The following is a 17,357-nucleotide window of genomic DNA, read 5'->3' as shown; positions in this document are numbered from 1 at the left end:
TTGGAGCAGCGCGAACTGTGCACCCGGGATCGCCGACTGCCGGCGCTTGACGCCCGAGGCTCGACGCAAGGTCGAATCAGCTAGGGAAGGAATGGATTAAGAATCGGGGGGATGATTTTGTTGCCGGTCACGCCGGTGAGCCGGACCCAGATCTGTACGGGGATGTTAAGTGATTGATAGACGCCGGCACCGATCCACGAGACCGGTACCTGCAGGAAGCTGGGCACCGAGTGGACGATGTTGGCTATCGGGTCGTATGCCAGATAGGGAATCGATGTTGCGATGGTCCGCGACACGAGAGTCGCATCGGTCAGAGGGTCGGGGAAACCCTGTGCGGCGAAGTCGGCGCTGAGCGCGCTGAACAGATTGACACCGGGATCGACGTAGGTGCCCCCGAAGGCGGGGGACGTCAGGGGTGCACCCTGCATGTAGGGCAGCGGCGGAATGGCGAATGCATCCATGATCGTGGGCGTCGTACTGACGATCTGCCACGAGTTATTGATGAACCCGTCCCGCGCATCGTTGCCAGCTTGATCGAAGATGAGGAACGTTGCTGTCTCGCTGGGTGATTGGAAGCCGTGCCCGCGGCCGAACTGGTCGGGCCCGATGTGACCGTGATCGGTGACGACCAGGGTGGTCCATTCCTCGGTGGGATTCGCGTTCTCCCATGCCCATACCGCCCCCAACAAGCCGCCACCGCCGTCGGTTTGGGAACCGAGATTGGCGTCCAGGTTCCGAAGAGCCATCGCGTACTGAGGCGAGTCGCCGCCGTACTCATGGCCCACGTGATCGACACCTGCGAAGTACGAGAAAATGAGATTGCCCTTGTCCGGATCGGCCAGCGAGATGGCGGTTCGCGTCTTCTGGCCGACGAGGTCCTGCGTCGCGAGCCAGTCCGTGTCGCCCGGGACCTGCGGAACGAATTCGATGTGGTCGGCGGGGTGCGAGCCGGCTCCGGCGATCTCGGCTATGCCCCCGGTGCCGTTGGCAATGACCGTGGTAATGATTTCGTCGCCGTAGGTGGCCTCGAGCTGGTTGTAGACGGTCGGCCAGTCGTCATACGTCCAGGGAGTGAAGACGTTGTTACTCACGCCGGCTGTTTCGCCCCACACCCCAGTCTGAATGGTCGTCCACGAGGGGTTGGAGAAGCTGGTGTGTCCGATGATCGTCGACGCCGAGGTGACGCTCTGCTGCATTAGTGCGTGGAAGTTCGGGGTCCCCAGGGGATCGGCCAGTATCTTGGCCAGGTTGGTGCCGTCGGTGCCGATCAGCAGGAAGTTCGCGTCCGGCGTGGCCAGCAGCAGCAGGGCGGCCTCTTCCGGCGACGCGAACATCACGTTCGGGTAGTACATCCCGGTGTTGCCGGTCGCGCCCGGGGCACCGAACAGTGACCATGCCCGGCCGCCGATCCCGCCGGGCCCCGCGGCGATGGTGCCGCCGCCGACACCACCTGTGCCGCCCGCTCCGCCGCTACCCCACAACGACCCGCCCGTGCCGCCGGTGCCGCCTGCCCCGCCCCGGATACCGCCGGTGCCGCCGACGCCACCGTTGCCAACCAGTCCGGCATTACCGCCGCGGCCTCCTGCTTGGCCCGGGCCACCGGAGGCACCCGCGCCGCCGTTGCCCCACAGGATCCCGCCGTCACCACCGGCTTGCCCGGTGCCGGGGGTGCCGTTGAACCCGTCGCCGATCAGTGGGCGACCAAACAGCAAATTTGTCGGCGCATTGATCGCGGCCCGGACGTTATCGGCCACGGCCTGCAGCGGGCCCGCATTGGCCGCCTCGGCGACGCCGTAGGCCGCACCCGCGGCTCGCACCGCCTGTGCGAACTGTTCATGAAACGCCGCGATGTCCGCGCCGAGCGCCTGGTATTCCCGCGCGTAGCCGGAGAACAGCGAGGCGATCGCCGCCGACACTTCGTCACCGGCGGCAGCCGCCAATGCGCTGGTCGGGACAGCTGCCACCAGGTTCGCGGTCCGCAGCGAGGAGCTGATGCCCGCTGCGTCGGCCGCGGCGGCCGCCAACAGCTCGGTTGCAGCGACCAGATGCGACATGGCGGTCCTCCCACCCGATAGCTTCTCGGCGCCTTCGAAGGAAGTGACGGAGCTCATAATGTACCTCGTCAGGGCATGCACACCTTGCCAGTGCAGGGTAACCCGCTGTCCTACCGCCGTCGGAAAGCCGGATTGGCCCGGATCTGGATCTCATCGGGATCCTCTGCCGCACAGCCTGATTCGTCGGTGACCCGCACCTCCAGTGGCCGACCGCTCGTGGCGTTGACGAAACGCAGCGGACCGCGGCCGCCGTGTAGGTGCTTGTCTCCCCACTGCGCCAGCGCGAGAAGCACGGGTAGGAGATCCTTGCCGGCCGGAGTCAGGCGGTACTCGTCGCGAACCCGGTGGCCCGGTTCCTGATAGGGCGCCCGCTCGATAATCCCGGCGGCCTCCAGCTGCTTCACCGCCCGCGACACGGCCGGCGCCGAGGCGCCGATCCTGTCTACGAAGTCCTCGAATCGTGTCGTGCCGTAGAAGCATTCGCGCAGGACCAGAAACGTGGTCTTGGTGCTCAGCAGATCGAGGGTTTTCGCCATCGGGCACCCCTCGCCGATCGACCACTTCGTGCGGTCGCGCAGCCTCTTCTCGAAATCCATGGCGCACCTCACATAACTAACGATTGCGTTACCCAGGATAGCGTGCTTGTATCTAGATAACGAAATCGTTAGTCAGATCGGATGAAGGGAAGTGCGAGATGGTTGCAGTGGCCGACAAGGTGGTTGTCGTGACGGGAGGCCGGCGCGGGCTGGGTGCGGCATTGGTCGACGAGGTGCTGGCGCGCGGGGCACGGAAGGTCTACTCCACCGCCAGAAGCTCCTTCACCGATGACCGCCCGCAGGTCGTCACCCGTGAACTCGAGGTCCGCGACGCGGACTCGGTCGCAGCACTTGCCCGGATAGCAGGCGATGCCGACATCGTGATCAACAACGCCGGCATCCTCATCCCCGATTCGCTGCTGACGGGAAGCTTCGATCACGTCACGGAAACGTTCGACATCAACGTGTTCGGGCCGTTGCGGGTGACTCGGGCTTTCGCGCCGATCCTGGCTGCCAACGGCGGGGGAGCGGTGGTCAACGTGCATTCGGTGCTGTCCTGGCTGGGCGGAAGCGGCGCCTACGGCGCGTCCAAAGCCGCGATCTGGTCGGTGACCAACTCGCTGCGACTGGAATTGGCCTCACAAGAGACCCAGGTCGTCGGCGTGCATGCCGGATTCATCGACACCGACATGGTCGCCGACATCCCGATGCAGAAGACGACACCGGCCGAAGTGGCCAGACGCATCGTGGACGGGTTGGAAGCCGGTGCCGTCGAGGTTCTCGTCGACGACGTGACCGTAAACGTCAAAGCTGCACTGTCGGGCCCGGTGGAGAACCTGGCCTTTACCCCGGCCCGTTAGGAATCATCATGCCGCTGTGGACGATTCACCATACCCCGGGAGTCTTCACCGACGCCGAGAAGCGCGAACTGGCAACCCGGATCACCGATCACTACGTGAAGGCCGGGCTGCCCCGGTTCTACGTGATCACGTTGTTCAAGGAGACCAGAACCGAAGACTTCTACGTCGGCGGTGAGCCGACACCGGTAGGTGTGCGTGTCGTGATCGATCACATCGCGCGGCACTCGAACAGCACCGCCGACCGGCAGCGGATCACCCGCTGGATCAACGGCATCCTGTCCCCGCTCGCCGAGGCCCGGCCCGGCCTGCACTGGGAGTTTCACGTCGACGAAACCAGCGAGGAGCTCTGGATGATCAACGGTCTGGTTCCACCGCCGGGCGGATCTGACGCCGAAAAGGCATGGGCGCGAGCCAATGTCGCTTCTGCCTACTGAATGGCGATGGCCTTCGGGCTCAGCGGCGGCGCCAGTGGCCGGTCGACGCTCAGTTCAGGAATGGGTTGAGAATCGGCGGAATTATTTCGTTGCCCGTCACGCCGGTGAGTCGGACCCAGACCTGTGCGGGGATGTTGAGCGATTGGTAGACGCCCGCACCGATCCACGAGACGGGCACCTGCAAGAAGCTCGGCACCGAATGGATGATGTCGGCTATCGGCTCAAATGCAAGATAAGGAACCGAGGCGGCGAGAGTGCGTGATGTCAGAACCGCAGTGTTCACGGGATCGGGATAACCCTGCGCCGCGAAGTCGGCGCTGAGCGCACTGAACAAGTTGGTGCCGGGATTGACGTAGGTGCCGTCGAAGACGGAGGACGTCAGCGGCGCACCCTGCATGTACGCCGGCGTCGGAAGGCCGAATTGATCCATGATGGTCGGCGTCGTACTGACGATCTGCCAAGAGTTGTTGATCCATCCGTCCCGCAGGTCATTGCCAGCCTGGTCCCAGATGAGGAATGACGCTGTCTCCAAGGGTGATTGGAAGCCGTGGGTGATGCCGCCGAACTGCGCCGGCCCCAGTTGACCATGATCGGTCACCACGAGCACGGAGAATTGCTCGCCGTGCAGGGCCTCCCAGTCGTAAATCGCCCCCAACATGCCCCCACCGCCGGGGGTTTGGGAACCAAGGTTGGCGTCCATGTTCCGTAGTGCCAGCGCGTACTGGGGCGAATCGCCGCCGTATGCATGCGCGTTGATGTCCGGACCCGTGAAGTACGAGAAGATCAGATTGCCCTTGGTCGGGTCGGCGGCCATTATCGCGGCCTGGGCTTTTTCGCCGACTAGCGTCGACGTCGCCAGCCAATCGGTGTCACCCGGGATCTGCGGGACAAAGACGATGTTGTCGGCGCGGTGCGAGCCGGCGCCGGCGATGTCGGTGATCACGTCCCAGTCCGCGATCACCGTGGTGTTGATCTCGTTGCCATAGACGGCCTCGAGTTGGTTGTACACGGTTGGCCAGTCGTCATACGTCCACGGCGTGAAGATGTTGTTGGCCACGCCGGCCGTCTCACTCCACACGCCGGTCTGAATGGTCGTCCAGGACGGGTTCGACACGGTGGTGTGCCCGACGATCGTCGACGCTGAGGTGACACTCTGCGCCATCAACGCGTGGAAATTCGGGGTGCCGAGGGGATCGGCGAGAATCCTGCTCAGATTGGTGCCGTCGGTGCCGATCAACAGGAAGTTCGCATCTGGGGTGGTCAGTAGTAGTAGGGCGGCCTCTTGCGGAGTCGCGAAGTTCACGTCCGGGTAGTACGTCCCGGTGTGGCCGGCCGCGCCGGGGGCGCCGAAGAAGGACAATGAGCGGCCGCCGATTCCACCCGGTCCGGCGAGAATGGTCCCGCCGCCTACACCGCCGAGGCCCCCGGCCCCGCCGCTGCCCCACAGCAACCCGCCCGTGCCGCCGCCACCGCCGACTCCGCCTCGGATGCCGCCGGTGCCGCCGACACCACCGTTACCGATCAAGCCGGCACTGCCGCCGCGCCCGCCGGTCTGACCCGGTCCGCCCGACGCGCCCCGGCCGCCGTTGCCCCAGAGGATCCCGCCGTCGCCACCGGCTTGACCGGTACCGGGCACGCCGTCGAACCCGTCGCCGATCAACGGACGCCCCAACAGGAGGTTTGTCGGAGCGTTGATCGCACCCAGGATTTCGTCGGCCACGCCCTGCAGTGGGCCGGCATTGACCGCCTCGGCGAGGCCGTACGCCCCGGCGGCGGCACGTAGCGCCTGCGCAAACTGGTCCTGCAACGCCGCCACCCGCGCGCTGAGCGTTTGGTACTCCTGGGCGTAGCCGGAAAACAGGGAGGCAATCGCGGCTGAGACCTCGTCACCGGCAGCGGCGGCCAGCGGGCTGGTCAAATTCAATGCCGCCAGGTTCGCCGTCGTCAGCGAGGTGGTGATACTCGCCGCGTCCGCCGCCGCGGTCACGATCAGGTCCGGTGTGGCGAATAGATACGACATCGTGGTCCTCCCGGGCAGCTTCGTGACTAGTCGGACGGTGTGACGGTGGTCATAAGTTACCCGACGCCGTCGCTTCGCCAAGCAGGCACATCGACTGGTGACGCGACTGGACGCCGTGACCGTCTATACACATCGCGAGTAGCGTCACCCCAGTGGACTACGCGTCGGCCTACCTCGAAGAAACCCGGGCTCTCGGCGAATTGATCCGCGGTGCCGATCAGTCGACACCGGTGCCGACCTGTCCGGGCTGGACGCTCGACCAACTGTTCCGCCACGTCGGGCGCGGCGACCGGTGGGCCGCGCAGATCGTCCGCGACCGGATGGACAGCTTCCTCGATTTCCGCAGTGTCGAAGAGGGTAAGCCGCCCCCGGACCTGGACGAGGCGATTTCGTGGCTGAGCGGCGGCGCGCAGCGATTGGTCGATGCGGTCGAAGCGACCGGAGCGCAAACCCCGGTCTGGACGTTCCTCGGTCCCCGGCCGGCGAAGTGGTGGATCCGCCGCCGCCTTCACGAGAACGCCGTCCATCGTGCGGACGCTGCCCTGGCGGTGGGCGCTGACTTTGCCCTCGATGCCGAGGTCGCGGCCGACGGGATCGACGAGTTCCTGGAACGCATCGTGATCCAGGCCGGAAAGGACGGTGCGGCGCTCCCCCTGGAGGGTGGCGACACCCTGCATCTGCACGCCACCGATCCGGGCCTGGGCGATGCCGGCGAATGGACGGTAGCCGTAGAAGAAGTCGTGGTCAGGTGGTCGCACGAACACGGCAAAGGCACCGTCGCACTGCGCGGTACGGCCACTGAACTGTTGTTGGCGATGACACGCCGCGTGCCGCTCGCCGGCAGTGGTATCGCGGTTTTCGGTGACGAAGCCGTATGGCAGAGATGGCTGGACCGCACGCCTCTCTAGACTTGCTGCTCATGACCACCTCCGAGATCGCCACGGTGCTCGCCTGGCATGACGCTCTGAACAGCGCCGACATCGATACCCTGGTCGCTCTGTCCAGCGATGACATCGAAATCGGTGACGCACAAGGGGCACTTCAGGGGCACGACGCGCTGCGCCGGTGGGTCACGTCGCTGACGGCGAGGGCAGAACTGGGCCGGATGTATGTGCACGACGGCATCGTGGTCGTCGAACAGCAGATCAGCGATCGCAACAAACCGTTCAACGCGTCGACGACCGCGTCGGCATTCCGCGTGGTGCACGACCACGTCACGTCGGTGTTCCGTCACGCGGACCTGGCCTCGGCGCTGGCGGCGACCGAACTCACCGAGAACGATCGGGTCGACTGAGGCTGAGGAGTCAGTATGCGCGGGATCATCTTGGCGGGCGGCTCGGGCACCCGGCTTTATCCGATCACCATGGGCATCAGTAAGCAGTTGCTGCCGGTCTACGACAAGCCGATGATCTACTACCCGCTGACGACGCTGATGATGGCGGGGATCCGCGACATCCTGATGATCACCACCCCGCATGACGCGCCCGGTTTCCACCGACTCCTCGGCGACGGAACGCAATTCGGGATCAACCTGACCTACGCGGTGCAGGAACGCCCCGACGGCCTTGCCCAGGCATTCGTGCTCGGCGCCGACCACATCGGAAACGATTCGGTGGCATTGGTGTTGGGGGACAACATCTTCTACGGACCGGGGCTGGGCACCAGCCTGAGGCGGTTCCAATCCATTGAGGGCGGAGCAGTTTTCGCCTACTGGGTGGCCAACCCGTCGGCCTATGGCGTGGTCGAGTTCGATGCGGGGGGTATGGCGGTGTCGCTGGAGGAGAAGCCGGCCACCCCTAAGTCGAACTACGCGGTTCCGGGTCTGTACTTCTACGACAACGACGTGGTCGAGATCGCCAAGGGTCTGAAGAAGTCGGCGCGCGGCGAGTACGAGATCACCGAGGTCAATCAGATCTACCTCAATCGCGGCCGGCTGGCCGTCGAGGTGCTGGCCCGCGGTACCGCGTGGCTGGACACCGGTACCTTCGATTCCCTGCTGGACGCAGCCGATTTCGTTCGAACGCTGGAACTGCGGCAGGGGCTGAAGGTCAGCGTTCCCGAGGAAGTCGCGTGGCGGTTGGGCTGGATCGACGACGAGCAGCTGGCGCGACGGGGTCAGAGCCTGGTCAAGTCCGGCTACGGTGGTTATCTCCTGGACTTGCTGGAACGCAACTAAGCCAAGCCGTTCAACCCGTTCGCGCCCAACAGCACTCCGCCGGGGCCGCCGACGTTGGGGCTCCCCTTCGTAGGGCCGGCCCCGCCGTTGCCGCCATTGCCGCCGTCGCCGAACAGCCCGGCGGCACCGCCATAACCGGCGTTCCCGCCCGTCACCGTGCCGGTGCCGCCGGCCCCGCCGTTGCCGCCATTGCCGAAGAATCCGCTGTTGCCGCCCCTTTCGCCGGTCCCACCGGTCACGCCGGTCCCCCCGGCCCCGCCTGGGCCGCCGTTGTACAAGCCGCCACCGCCTACCCCGCCGACTCCGCCGGTGCCGGTGACGCTGTCACCGCCGATCCCGCCGGCCCCGCCGTTGGAGAGCAGTCCCAGTCCACCTACTCCGCCACCCCCGCCGACGTTGCTGGTGCTGAAACCGCCGGTGCCGCCGGCCCCGCCGTTGTTGAACAGCCCCGTGCCGCCGTTCCCGCCGAAGCCGCCTACACCTGTGGTCGTGGGTCCGCCGGTGCCGCCTGCCCCGGCGATGCCGAACAGCCCGGAATTACCCCCATCGCCGCCGTTCCCGCCGGCGGTGACTCCGTACCCGCCGGGGCCGCCGGTGCCGCCACTGGAGAACGAGAACAACCCACTGGTCCCGCCCATCCCGCCGTTTCCGCCAGCCCCGGCCAATGCCATACCGCCGGCTCCGCCGGTGCCGCCGGTACCCCACAGCCATCCCCCGACGCCGCCAGCGCCGCCCGTCGTCCTGCCGATTCCGCCGGCGCCGCCGGCGCCACCAGTGCCGAACAGCCCGGCACCACCGCCATTGCCGCCGTTCTGGCCAGGTCCGCCGGAGCCTCCGGCCCCGCCGTTACCGATCAGGATCCCGCCGTCTCCGCCGTTGGCCCCGGTGCCTGGGGCCCCGTTGGCGCCGTTGCCGATCAGGGGGCGCCCCAACAGAGCTTGCGTGGGCGCATTGATGAGGTCGAGGAGGGGCTGTAGAGGCGCCGCGGCGGCGGCCTCCGCAGTCGCATACGCATTCGCACCCGCGGTCAAGGTTGCCTCGAACTGAGCTTGGAACGCCGCCGCCTGCGCGCTCAACACCTGATAGGCCTGCCCGTGTGCCGTGAACAGGGCCGCGATGGCCGCCGACACCTCGTCAGCGCCCGCCGCCAGCACGCCCATCGTCGGGGCAGCAGCGGCAGCATTCGCGTCGCTGAGTACCGAACCGATATTCGCCAAATCTGTTGCCGCCGCTGCCACCATCTCCGGTGGCACCACCACATACGACATTGCTTCCTCCCGACCAGGTCAACATCGACTCAGGGGATTGAAGCGTCGCGCATCGGCGTCAGGCTCAATAGGGCATTTCGCCTCTAATGGGTTGTACCTTCGGACTCGCTTGGCCGCACGGCTTACTGTCGGTAACTGGTCAAGAAGTTACCGAGGCGCTCGATGGCTTTGGCCAGGTCACGCGCCCACGGCAAGGTGACGATCCGCAGGTGATCCGGTTCGGGCCAGTTGAATCCCGTGCCCTGGGTAACGAGGATCTTCTCCTGCAGCAGCAGGTCCAGGACGAGCTGTTCGTCGTCGGCGATGTCGTACACCTCGGGATCGAGTCGCGGGAAGGCATACAGCGCGCCCTCCGGCTTGGTGCATGAAACACCGGGGATCTCGTTGAGCTTGTTCCACGCGACGTCGCGCTGCTCGAGCAGGCGGCCGCCGGGCAGCACCAGGTCTTCGATGCTCTGGTGGCCGCCGAGCGCAACCTGAATTGCGTGCTGCGCCGGGACATTCGGGCACAGACGCATGTTGGCCAGCAGGCTGATTCCCTCGATGAAGCTGCTGGCGTGGTCCTTGGGTCCGGTGATCGCCAGCCAGCCGGCCCGGTATCCGGCGACCCGGTAGGCCTTGGACAGGCCGTTGAAGGTCAGGCACAGCATGTCGGGTGCCAGCGATGCCACGTTGATGTGCTTGGCGTCGTCGTAGAGGATCTTGTCGTAGATTTCGTCGGCGAGCAGCAGAAGTTGGTGCTTGCGTGCCAAAGCGACCATTTGCGTGAGGATTTCGCGGCTGTACACCGCACCCGTCGGGTTGTTCGGGTTGATCACCACCAGCGCCTTGGTGCGCTCGGTGATCTTGGACTCCAGGTCGGCGATGTCGGGCTGCCAGCCCTGGGTCTCGTCGCACAGGTAGTGCACCGGCGTGCCGCCGGCCAGCGAGGTCGACGCCGTCCACAGCGGGTAGTCCGGTGCCGGAATCAAAACCTGGTCGCCGTTGTCCAGCAAGGCCTGCAGGGTCATCGTGATGAGCTCAGAAACCCCGTTGCCCAGATAGACGTCGTCGACGTCGAACCTAGGGAAGCCGTCGACCAGTTCGTAGCGGGTGACCACCGCGCGGCGCGCCGGCAGGATGCCCTTGGAGTCGGAATACCCCTGGGCATAGGGCAGCGCCTGGATCATGTCGCGCATGATCACGTCGGGCGCCTCGAAGCCGAAGGGCGCCGGGTTGCCGATATTGAGCTTGAGGATGCGATGCCCCTCGGCTTCCAGCCGCGCGGCGTGCTGGTGTACCGGACCGCGAATTTCGTACAGCACGTCCTGCAACTTGGACGACTGCGCGAACACGCGCTGCCGGTGATGGCCGGTGGAGTGCGCGGGCAGCTGGTGAGTAGTCACGTCAACCATGGTCCCATCGCTGTCCACCGAAATTTGCTGATCGGTGCAAAACCGTGATCAGCGCTTACCCGGCGGGCGCGCACCCTTGGCCAGGCCCAAGCCCTTGACCGGCGCCGCCGGTGCGGCCGGGGCAGCAGAATCTCCATTGGACTCAGCCGACGGTGCGGGCTCCGACTTTGCTTCCGGCTCCGCCGCCTCCGCTTCCGGCTCCGCCGGCTTGGCGGTCTCAGTAGGTGCAGCAGGTGCAGCAGGTGCGGCAGGCGCGCTCTTCTTGGCGCCCGGCCGCTTGGCTCCGGCCGCGATACCCAGGCCCTTGACCGGCACTTCCGGTTTGGCCGGCTCGGCAGGAGCTTCAGCAGGCGCGGGCGCCGCCTCCGCCTTGACGGGCTCGGCCTTGGCCGGCTCGGCCGCCGCGGGGGCCGCCTTCTTGGCGCCGGGACGCTTTGCGCCGGCAGCCATGCCAAGACCCTTCACGGGCGCGGCCGGGGTGGCCGACTCGGTAGATGCAGCCTCGGCGGGCGCCTCGGTGGCTTTGCCGGCTTCGGCCGGGGCGGCCTTCTTGGCACCGGGACGCTTTGCGCCGGCGGCCATGCCGAGTCCCTTGGCGGGGGCGGCCGGCGCGGCGGCTTCCTCCGTTGCGGGCGCTGCGGCAGCTGCCGGTGCCTTCTTGGCGCCGGGGCGCTTGGCGCCGCCTGCCATACCCAGACCCTTGACCGGAGCCGCCGGCGTTGCGGCGGCGGGCTTTTCGGCAGGCTCGGCGGCCTCCTCGGCCGGTGCTTCGACGGGTGCCGTTGCGGGCGCGGCCGCGCTGGCCTTGGGCTCGGCCTTCTCCACCTTGGCGGCCCGCTCTTCGGCCTCCTTGGCGGCGGTGCCCTTTTCGGGCAGCTTGGCGCTGTCGCGGTCGAGCGATGCGAGCAGCACCTGGGCCACGTCGAGGACCTCGACGCCGCTGCGGCCCGCTTCTTCCTGCCGGTCGCCGACGCCGTCGGTGACCATCACCCGGCAGAACGGGCAGGCGACCGCGACAGTGGTGGCGTTGGTGGCCAACGCCTCGTCCACGCGTTCGTGGTTGATGCGCTTGCCGATGTGCTCTTCCATCCACATGCGAGCACCGCCGGCGCCACAGCAGAAGCTGCGCTCGGCATGGCGCGGCATCTCGGTGAGGTTGGCTCCCGCCGCACCGATCAACTCGCGCGGCGCTTCATAGACCTTGTTGTGGCGGCCCAGGTAGCACGGGTCGTGGTAGGTGATGTCCTGGGAGACGGAGTTCACCGGCACCAGCTTGTTGTCGCGCACCAGCCGGTTGAGCAGCTGGGTGTGGTGCAGGACGGTGTAGTTGCTGCCGAGCTGCCGGTATTCCTTGCCGAGAGTGTTGAAGCAGTGCGGGCACGTGACGACGATCTTGCGGTCGACGGTCTCCACGCCTTCGAACACCCCGTCCAGGGTTTCGATGGCCTGCTGCGCCAGCTGCTGGAAGAGGAACTCGTTGCCCGAGCGGCGCGCGGAGTCGCCATTGCAGGTCTCTCCGGTGCCCAGGACCATGTACTTGACGCCGGCGATGGACAGCAGTTCGGCGACAGCCTTGGTGGTCTTCTTCGCCTTGTCGTCATAGGCGCCGGCGCAGCCCACCCAGAACAGGTACTCGTATCCCGCAAAGCTTTCGACGTCTTCGCCATAAACGGGGACGTCGAAGTCAACCTCGTCGATCCACGACGTGCGGTCGGCGGCGTTCTGGCCCCACGGGTTGCCCTTGTTCTCCAGGTTCTTGAACAACGCGGACAGCTCCGAGGGGAACTCGGACTCCATCATCACCTGGTAGCGGCGCATGTCGACGATGTGGTCGATGTGCTCGATGTCCACCGGGCACTGTTCGACGCAGGCGCCGCAGGTCACGCAGGACCACAACACGTCGGGGTCGATCACACCGCCCTGTTCGGCAGTGCCGACCAAGGGACGCGCGGCCTGCTCGGGTCCGTGCCCGGGCACGCGGCCGAAACCCGATTCGGGAACGTGATGGCCCTCTTCGTGGACGGTCTCAAGGTCCAGACCTTCCAGCGGTTCTGCCTTCTTCTCACCAAGGATGTAGGGCGCCTTGGCCATCCAGTGATCGCGGAGGTCCATGATCACGAGCTTGGGGGACAGCGGCTTGCCGGTATTCCAGGCGGGACACTGCGACTGGCATCGACCGCACTCGGTACAGGTGGCGAAGTCGAGCATCCCCTTCCAGGTGAAGTCCTCGATCTTGCCGCGGCCGAATTCGGCGTCGTCGGGCGGGTTTTCGAAGTCGATAGGCTTCCCGTCGGCCTCCAGCGGCAACAGCGGGCCCAACCCGTCCGGCAATCGCTTGAAGGTGACGTTGATGGGTGCCAGGAAGATATGCAGGTGCTTGGAGTGCAGGACGATCAGCAGGAAGACAAGCGCGACGGCGATGTGGGCCAACAGGGCGACGGTTTCGATCCACTCGTTGGCGGTTGTGCCCAACGGGTTCATGAGCGTGCCCATGGCGTGGGAGAAGAAGGCGCCGCCGCCGTAGGGGAGAGTTCCGGTGTTCGCCGAGGCGCCGCGGAAGATCGCGAACGTCAAGATGACCAGGAAGATCATGAACAGGATCAGCCACGCCCCTCCGGTGTGTGACCCGTAGAACCGTGATTGGCGGCCGTATTCCTTGGGCTCAGAGCGCAATCGGATGATCGCGAATGTGACGATGCCGAAGACCACGCTGAGGGCGATGAAGTCCTGCAGGAAGCCCAGGGCGTCCCACCGGCCGACGATCGGAATGTGGAAATTGGATTGGAAAAGGGTGCCGTAGGCCTCGATGTACACGGTGACGAGGATGAAGAAGCCCCACATCGTGAAGAAGTGCGCCAAACCGGGGATTGACCACTTGAGCAACTTGCGTTGTCCGAACACCTCGGAGATCTGTGTCCAGACACGGGTGCCGATGTCGTCGGTACGTCCCGAGACCGGTTGGCCGGACATGACGAGCTTGTACAACCACCAGACGCGCTTGAGCGCCAGTGCGCCCACGACCGCGGTCATGCCCAAGCCCACGATGAGCCGGATGAGGGTCTGCGTGGTCACCGAAGGCCACCTCGATTCGTCGTCATTTAGATGCGATGAGGCGCGGGAGCGCCTTTGCTAGTCAACCAGCTAATACTGACATCTCCGGGACTCTGGCCGCGAGGTAGGCAAACCTAAGTTTGCGCAGATCACCAGCCCAGCGATGCGGGGTGTGATCAGGCGTACACCTCAGCTTTGCGGGGCAAGCATCGTCCGCAACATCGACAGCATCTCCGAGCGTGAGCCGGCGCCGAGGCGACGACGGATCCTGGCCACGTGATGCTCGACGGTTTTTGCCGAGATGAACAGCTGACCTCCGATATCGCGGTAGGGCAGGCCGAGTAGCAGTAGTTCGGCGACTTCGCGCTCGCGGTCAGACAACGGCGATCCCGAGCTCGGCTGGCGGGGTGATGACGTGGTGGGCTCCGGCTGTCCCTCCGCGCCGGGCGCCTCGACAAAACCCAAGCTGACCTTGAGGTCGCGGGCAAGTTGCAGCATGGCTCCGGCCACTCGCGGATCGGATGTCTGTAGCGCGGCCTGGCCGGCGAGCCGGGTGGCGTCGGAGGTCAATCCGACATGGGCTAACGACCGTGCCGCCGCACCTACCTCGTCCGCGTCCACCTGTCCCGCAAGCACGCGCAGCCACGTCCGTCCGGCAACCGAGAGCGCCTGGGCCAGGGTGCTGTGCGCGGCCGCGGCGCTGAGGGCCTGCCCATGGGGTGCGACGTATTCCGGTGAGTTGGCGAGGATTCCGGCGTGTACGCCGGCCCAGTGCAGCGGAACCGACCACAGCGGCGGGTTGCCCAGGGAGTTGAGCAGGCTGAACGCGTCATCCAGGGTGTGCTGCAACTGGTCGACTTGGCGCATGCGTGCGGCGGCGACCCACAGCTCGCCCAATGGCAACAGCGCGAACAGGTCCAGGGAATAGTCTGCGAGCACCTCGACGGCTGCATACCAATGTTTCTGCAGCCCACCGGTATCGCCGCTTCGGCGCGCGATCGCGGTCTGCAGGGCGGCGGCCCACAGCGCGTCTCGACGGTGCAGGATCGCACCAGGAACCGCGGCGACGTCGGCGCCGGCCGCCGGCAGTAGGCCGTCTTGCATCTTGATCCAGCCGCAGAGGAGTAGGTGCCGGTGCTTGAACAAGGCTTCCGATTCGGCCCGCACCGCTCGTCCGATCACACTGTGGGCGCGCACCGGGTCGCCGCCGTGAATTGCCGCCAGGGTGACGACTGCTGCTGGACTGTCCGGAAAAGCTTCGCCGATCGGCTGTTCGACCGCGATGGAACCGCTGAGCTTGGCCATGGCCGTGGGGTAGGGCTTGTCCATGGTCAGCAGCAGGCCTTCGGCCAGGTTGCGGGCTGCGCGTGCGGCAATCGTCGGCGGGCCGGAGTCTTTGAGTCGCACCGCCGCGTGGGCGGTGGCGAGGTCGCCCGTCGCGGCAAGCACGATCGCGGCAGCAGATCCCACCACCGAGTCCGGGTACGGACCCAACCAGCCGAACAGTTCGGCCGCCTGAGCGGAGTTGCCGTCATGGACCGCGACGCTGGCGGCGATCCGCACGGCCGCAGCGCGTTCGGCGAAGTCTGGCGAGTCCAACAGACCGTCGGCCAATGATGCGGCCGCAGCACAATCGCCGCTGAGGGCGAGCGCGTCACCGAGCCGCGGTGTCAGGCCGGCAGCGCCGATCTTGACCGCCGCCCGATACAACCGCGCGGCTTGGGCAGCGTCGCCACGGATTTCGCCGGCCCGACGGGAAAGGACGGCGGACAAGCGTTCGTCGCGCAGGCCGTGCTCGGCCAGTCGCAGCGCGAACTCGGGGGACACGGTTGAGATGTCCAGTTGTGAACGCAGCAAAGATGTTTCGACTTCATGGTGGTGGGCGTTGCCGACGACCTGCGCGACGCAATCATGGACGAGCTGCAGGAACGCGGGCGGGTGTGACGGCTCGACCAATCCGCTGGCGTGTGCCCTGTCGGCCAGCGCCCTGGCATCCATCGCCGAAATGCCAAGAGCTGCAGCCAGATCTGCGGCGCCCAGCTCGTGGGTCAGCGACATGATGAGCAGCGCGTCGAGGTCGGATTCGTCGATCCGGCGCAATCGCTCGATCAGCGCGACCCTGGCCGCCTGCGGCTGACCGCTTGCCGTCACCGCGTGCACGAGAAACGGCAAGCCCCCGGTGTAGTCCGATTGATGTTCGGCGACCGGCAGCCGGCCCAACACGATGCGCGGTCGTTCGCGTGCGATAGCTGTGGTCAACGAACGCAGTGCCGCGCGCTGTTCGTGCGCCTCTGACGCGATGACGACCGTCGCGCGCCCATCGCCGACGCGTTCGCTGAGTGTGAGCAGCTCTGCGTCGGTGAGTAGGTGGGCGTCATCGATGACGAAGGCCGTTTCGGGCGGGTCGTCGGTTCGCGGCGGGCGGGTGAGCACTGGAAGGCCGGCGCGGAGCAGAGTGTCGCGGGCGTTGGCCAACAGCGTCGTCTTGCCGCTACCGATGCCTCCGACGATCATCGCCTTGACGGCCTCGGACGAGGCGTTCGCGAGATCGTCGTGGAGCGAGTCGCTCAAACTCGGACCCCCTGTGTGCTCCCGTGCCCGACAACAGCGGCTTTCCCACCATAGCGGCCCGAGCCCCGTAGCCCGGTTATTCCCCTAACGTGCCACCCCCTAATGATGGCCGGGGGTGGGCGGGGTTCGCACCGAACACAGGGGCGAGCTCAGCGGATAGCATCTTGCTAGTGCTGAATCTAGGCGGGCCCGTGCCGCAGGGAGGTGGGTGATGGCAAACTCCTTGCTCGACTTCGTGATCTCGCTGGTGCGGGATCCCGAGGCCGCTGCGCGCTACGCCGCTAACCCCGCCCAAGCTATCGCCGACGCCCACCTGACTGATGTGACCAGCGTCGATGTCAACAACCTGATTCCGATGGTGTCGGATTCGCTGTCGATGGCCGGGCCCGCTGGTGGGGTGGCCGGCATGCCCGCGGCAGACCACGGCAACGTGTGGGCAAGCGGCGCGGCAACGGCGGCGTTCGACGCGTTCACGCCCCACACACCCGTGCCTGCGCCGCAACATGACGCGTTCAGCGGCGTAATCCATCAACCGGCTGCCCATCTGCCTGTCGACGTGCCGGCCACTCCGCCCTCGGTGGCGTTGAGTCATCCTGAACCGTCGACGCTGCTCGCAAGCGGTGCAGCGCCGGATATCGCATTCGACCACGGTGGCTTCCCGCCGCACGACGCGGGAATCTGGGACCACTCGGTGATCCACCCGGACGCCCACGCACACGATGCGCAGCCTGATCATCACGGCTTCGACAGCCACGGGCTGCAGGGCTGACTTTTCTTCGTTATTGATCGGCCTGGCGTCTGTGACCCTCGGCCACTAGTGTTGACGTGCAGAAATGCTGTACACGGGGGTGTTTTCAGCGCGGGAATGGGGGCCTGCGCATTTCCCCTAATCCCCTAATGGGGCATCCCCGCATATCCCGGTCGGCACCGGGTCGGCTGGGGGAACTGACCCCGATTTGGGGGAGCCGCGGAATCCATACGGTTTATGACAGA

The 17,357-nt window shown here is 66.3% G+C and carries 13 protein-coding genes; 6 read left to right on the top strand and 7 right to left on the bottom strand.

Annotated features, from left to right (window positions below; genetic code table 11):
• Positions 1 to 80 precede the first annotated feature (80 nt).
• Entirely contained in the window at positions 81 to 2,054 is a 1,974-nt protein-coding gene (locus QXH22_RS10565) for a PE domain-containing protein (RefSeq protein WP_306276010.1), read from the bottom strand.
• A 110-nt stretch (positions 2,055 to 2,164) separates the two neighbouring features.
• A complete protein-coding gene (locus QXH22_RS10560) occupies positions 2,165 to 2,650 on the bottom strand; it encodes a helix-turn-helix domain-containing protein (RefSeq protein ID WP_306275533.1) in 486 nt (161 codons plus the stop codon).
• 98 nt (positions 2,651 to 2,748) lie between these two features.
• Between QXH22_RS10560 and QXH22_RS10555 the strand changes: the two genes are divergently transcribed.
• Entirely contained in the window at positions 2,749 to 3,450 is a 702-nt protein-coding gene (locus QXH22_RS10555; protein ID WP_306275532.1) for an SDR family oxidoreductase, read from the top strand.
• An 8-nt stretch (positions 3,451 to 3,458) separates the two neighbouring features.
• On the top strand, positions 3,459 to 3,884 hold the full coding sequence (locus tag QXH22_RS10550) for a tautomerase family protein (protein WP_306242897.1): 426 nt from the start codon (positions 3,459 to 3,461) through the stop codon (positions 3,882 to 3,884).
• Positions 3,885 to 3,933: 49 nt separating this feature from the next.
• On the opposite strand, the gene QXH22_RS10545 is transcribed toward QXH22_RS10550, so the two are convergent.
• Positions 3,934 to 5,904: a PE domain-containing protein gene (locus tag QXH22_RS10545; RefSeq protein ID WP_306242895.1), complete on the bottom strand. Its 1,971-nt coding sequence runs from the start codon at positions 5,902 to 5,904 to the stop codon at positions 3,934 to 3,936.
• 152 nt (positions 5,905 to 6,056) lie between these two features.
• Between QXH22_RS10545 and QXH22_RS10540 the strand changes: the two genes are divergently transcribed.
• Genes QXH22_RS10540 through rfbA form a run of 3 tightly spaced genes read left to right on the top strand, consistent with a single transcriptional unit; the run spans position 6,057 to position 8,080 of the window.
• Complete coding sequence (locus QXH22_RS10540; RefSeq protein ID WP_306275529.1) at positions 6,057 to 6,812, top strand: maleylpyruvate isomerase family mycothiol-dependent enzyme; 756 nt, start codon at positions 6,057 to 6,059, stop codon at positions 6,810 to 6,812.
• An 11-nt stretch (positions 6,813 to 6,823) separates the two neighbouring features.
• Positions 6,824 to 7,198, top strand: coding sequence for a nuclear transport factor 2 family protein (locus tag QXH22_RS10535; RefSeq protein ID WP_306242890.1), 375 nt, complete (start codon positions 6,824 to 6,826; stop codon positions 7,196 to 7,198).
• A 15-nt stretch (positions 7,199 to 7,213) separates the two neighbouring features.
• Entirely contained in the window at positions 7,214 to 8,080 is an 867-nt protein-coding gene (gene rfbA, locus QXH22_RS10530) for a glucose-1-phosphate thymidylyltransferase RfbA (RefSeq protein ID WP_306242888.1), read from the top strand.
• Here the strand turns inward: rfbA and QXH22_RS10525 are convergent.
• From QXH22_RS10525 to iniR, 4 genes are all read right to left on the bottom strand, one after another.
• A complete protein-coding gene (locus tag QXH22_RS10525; protein ID WP_306242886.1) occupies positions 8,077 to 9,348 on the bottom strand; it encodes a PE family protein in 1,272 nt (423 codons plus the stop codon). The two genes, rfbA and QXH22_RS10525, sit on opposite strands and share 4 nt — an antisense overlap.
• Positions 9,349 to 9,470: 122 nt before the next feature.
• Entirely contained in the window at positions 9,471 to 10,760 is a 1,290-nt protein-coding gene (locus QXH22_RS10520) for a pyridoxal phosphate-dependent aminotransferase (protein ID WP_306275526.1), read from the bottom strand.
• Positions 10,761 to 10,790: 30 nt separating this feature from the next.
• Positions 10,791 to 13,814, bottom strand: a complete 3,024-nt coding sequence (locus QXH22_RS10515; protein ID WP_306275524.1) for a (Fe-S)-binding protein — start codon at positions 13,812 to 13,814, stop codon at positions 10,791 to 10,793.
• Between the two features lie 168 nt (positions 13,815 to 13,982).
• Positions 13,983 to 16,364 (bottom strand): isoniazid response ATPase/transcriptional regulator IniR, encoded by a 2,382-nt coding sequence (iniR, locus tag QXH22_RS10510; RefSeq protein WP_306242881.1) that lies wholly within the window; start codon positions 16,362 to 16,364, stop codon positions 13,983 to 13,985.
• Positions 16,365 to 16,575: 211 nt separating this feature from the next.
• Here iniR and QXH22_RS10505 point away from each other — a divergent pair, with 211 nt between their 5' ends.
• Positions 16,576 to 17,133: an Rv0340 family IniB-related protein gene (locus QXH22_RS10505; RefSeq protein WP_306242879.1), complete on the top strand. Its 558-nt coding sequence runs from the start codon at positions 16,576 to 16,578 to the stop codon at positions 17,131 to 17,133.
• Positions 17,134 to 17,357: the final 224 nt, after the last annotated feature.

Source organism: Mycobacterium sp. TY814 (assembly GCF_030755175.1).
Classification (GTDB): domain Bacteria; phylum Actinomycetota; class Actinomycetes; order Mycobacteriales; family Mycobacteriaceae; genus Mycobacterium.
The sequence above is the reverse complement of the archived record's forward strand: the minus strand, read 5'-3'. Positions and strand labels throughout refer to the sequence as shown.

Coding starts and splice junctions, on each gene's coding strand:
- QXH22_RS10555 (WP_306275532.1), top strand. CDS start 2,749: ATGGTTGCAGTGGCCGACAAGGTGGTTGTCGTGACGGGAGGCCGGCGC.
- QXH22_RS10525 (WP_306242886.1), bottom strand. CDS start 9,348: ATGTCGTATGTGGTGGTGCCACCGGAGATGGTGGCAGCGGCGGCAACA.
- QXH22_RS10550 (WP_306242897.1), top strand. CDS start 3,459: ATGCCGCTGTGGACGATTCACCATACCCCGGGAGTCTTCACCGACGCC.
- QXH22_RS10545 (WP_306242895.1), bottom strand. CDS start 5,904: ATGTCGTATCTATTCGCCACACCGGACCTGATCGTGACCGCGGCGGCG.
- rfbA (WP_306242888.1), top strand. CDS start 7,214: ATGCGCGGGATCATCTTGGCGGGCGGCTCGGGCACCCGGCTTTATCCG.
- QXH22_RS10505 (WP_306242879.1), top strand. CDS start 16,576: ATGGCAAACTCCTTGCTCGACTTCGTGATCTCGCTGGTGCGGGATCCC.
- QXH22_RS10560 (WP_306275533.1), bottom strand. CDS start 2,650: ATGGATTTCGAGAAGAGGCTGCGCGACCGCACGAAGTGGTCGATCGGC.
- QXH22_RS10535 (WP_306242890.1), top strand. CDS start 6,824: ATGACCACCTCCGAGATCGCCACGGTGCTCGCCTGGCATGACGCTCTG.
- QXH22_RS10565 (WP_306276010.1), bottom strand. CDS start 2,054: ATGTCGCATCTGGTCGCTGCAACCGAGCTGTTGGCGGCCGCCGCGGCC.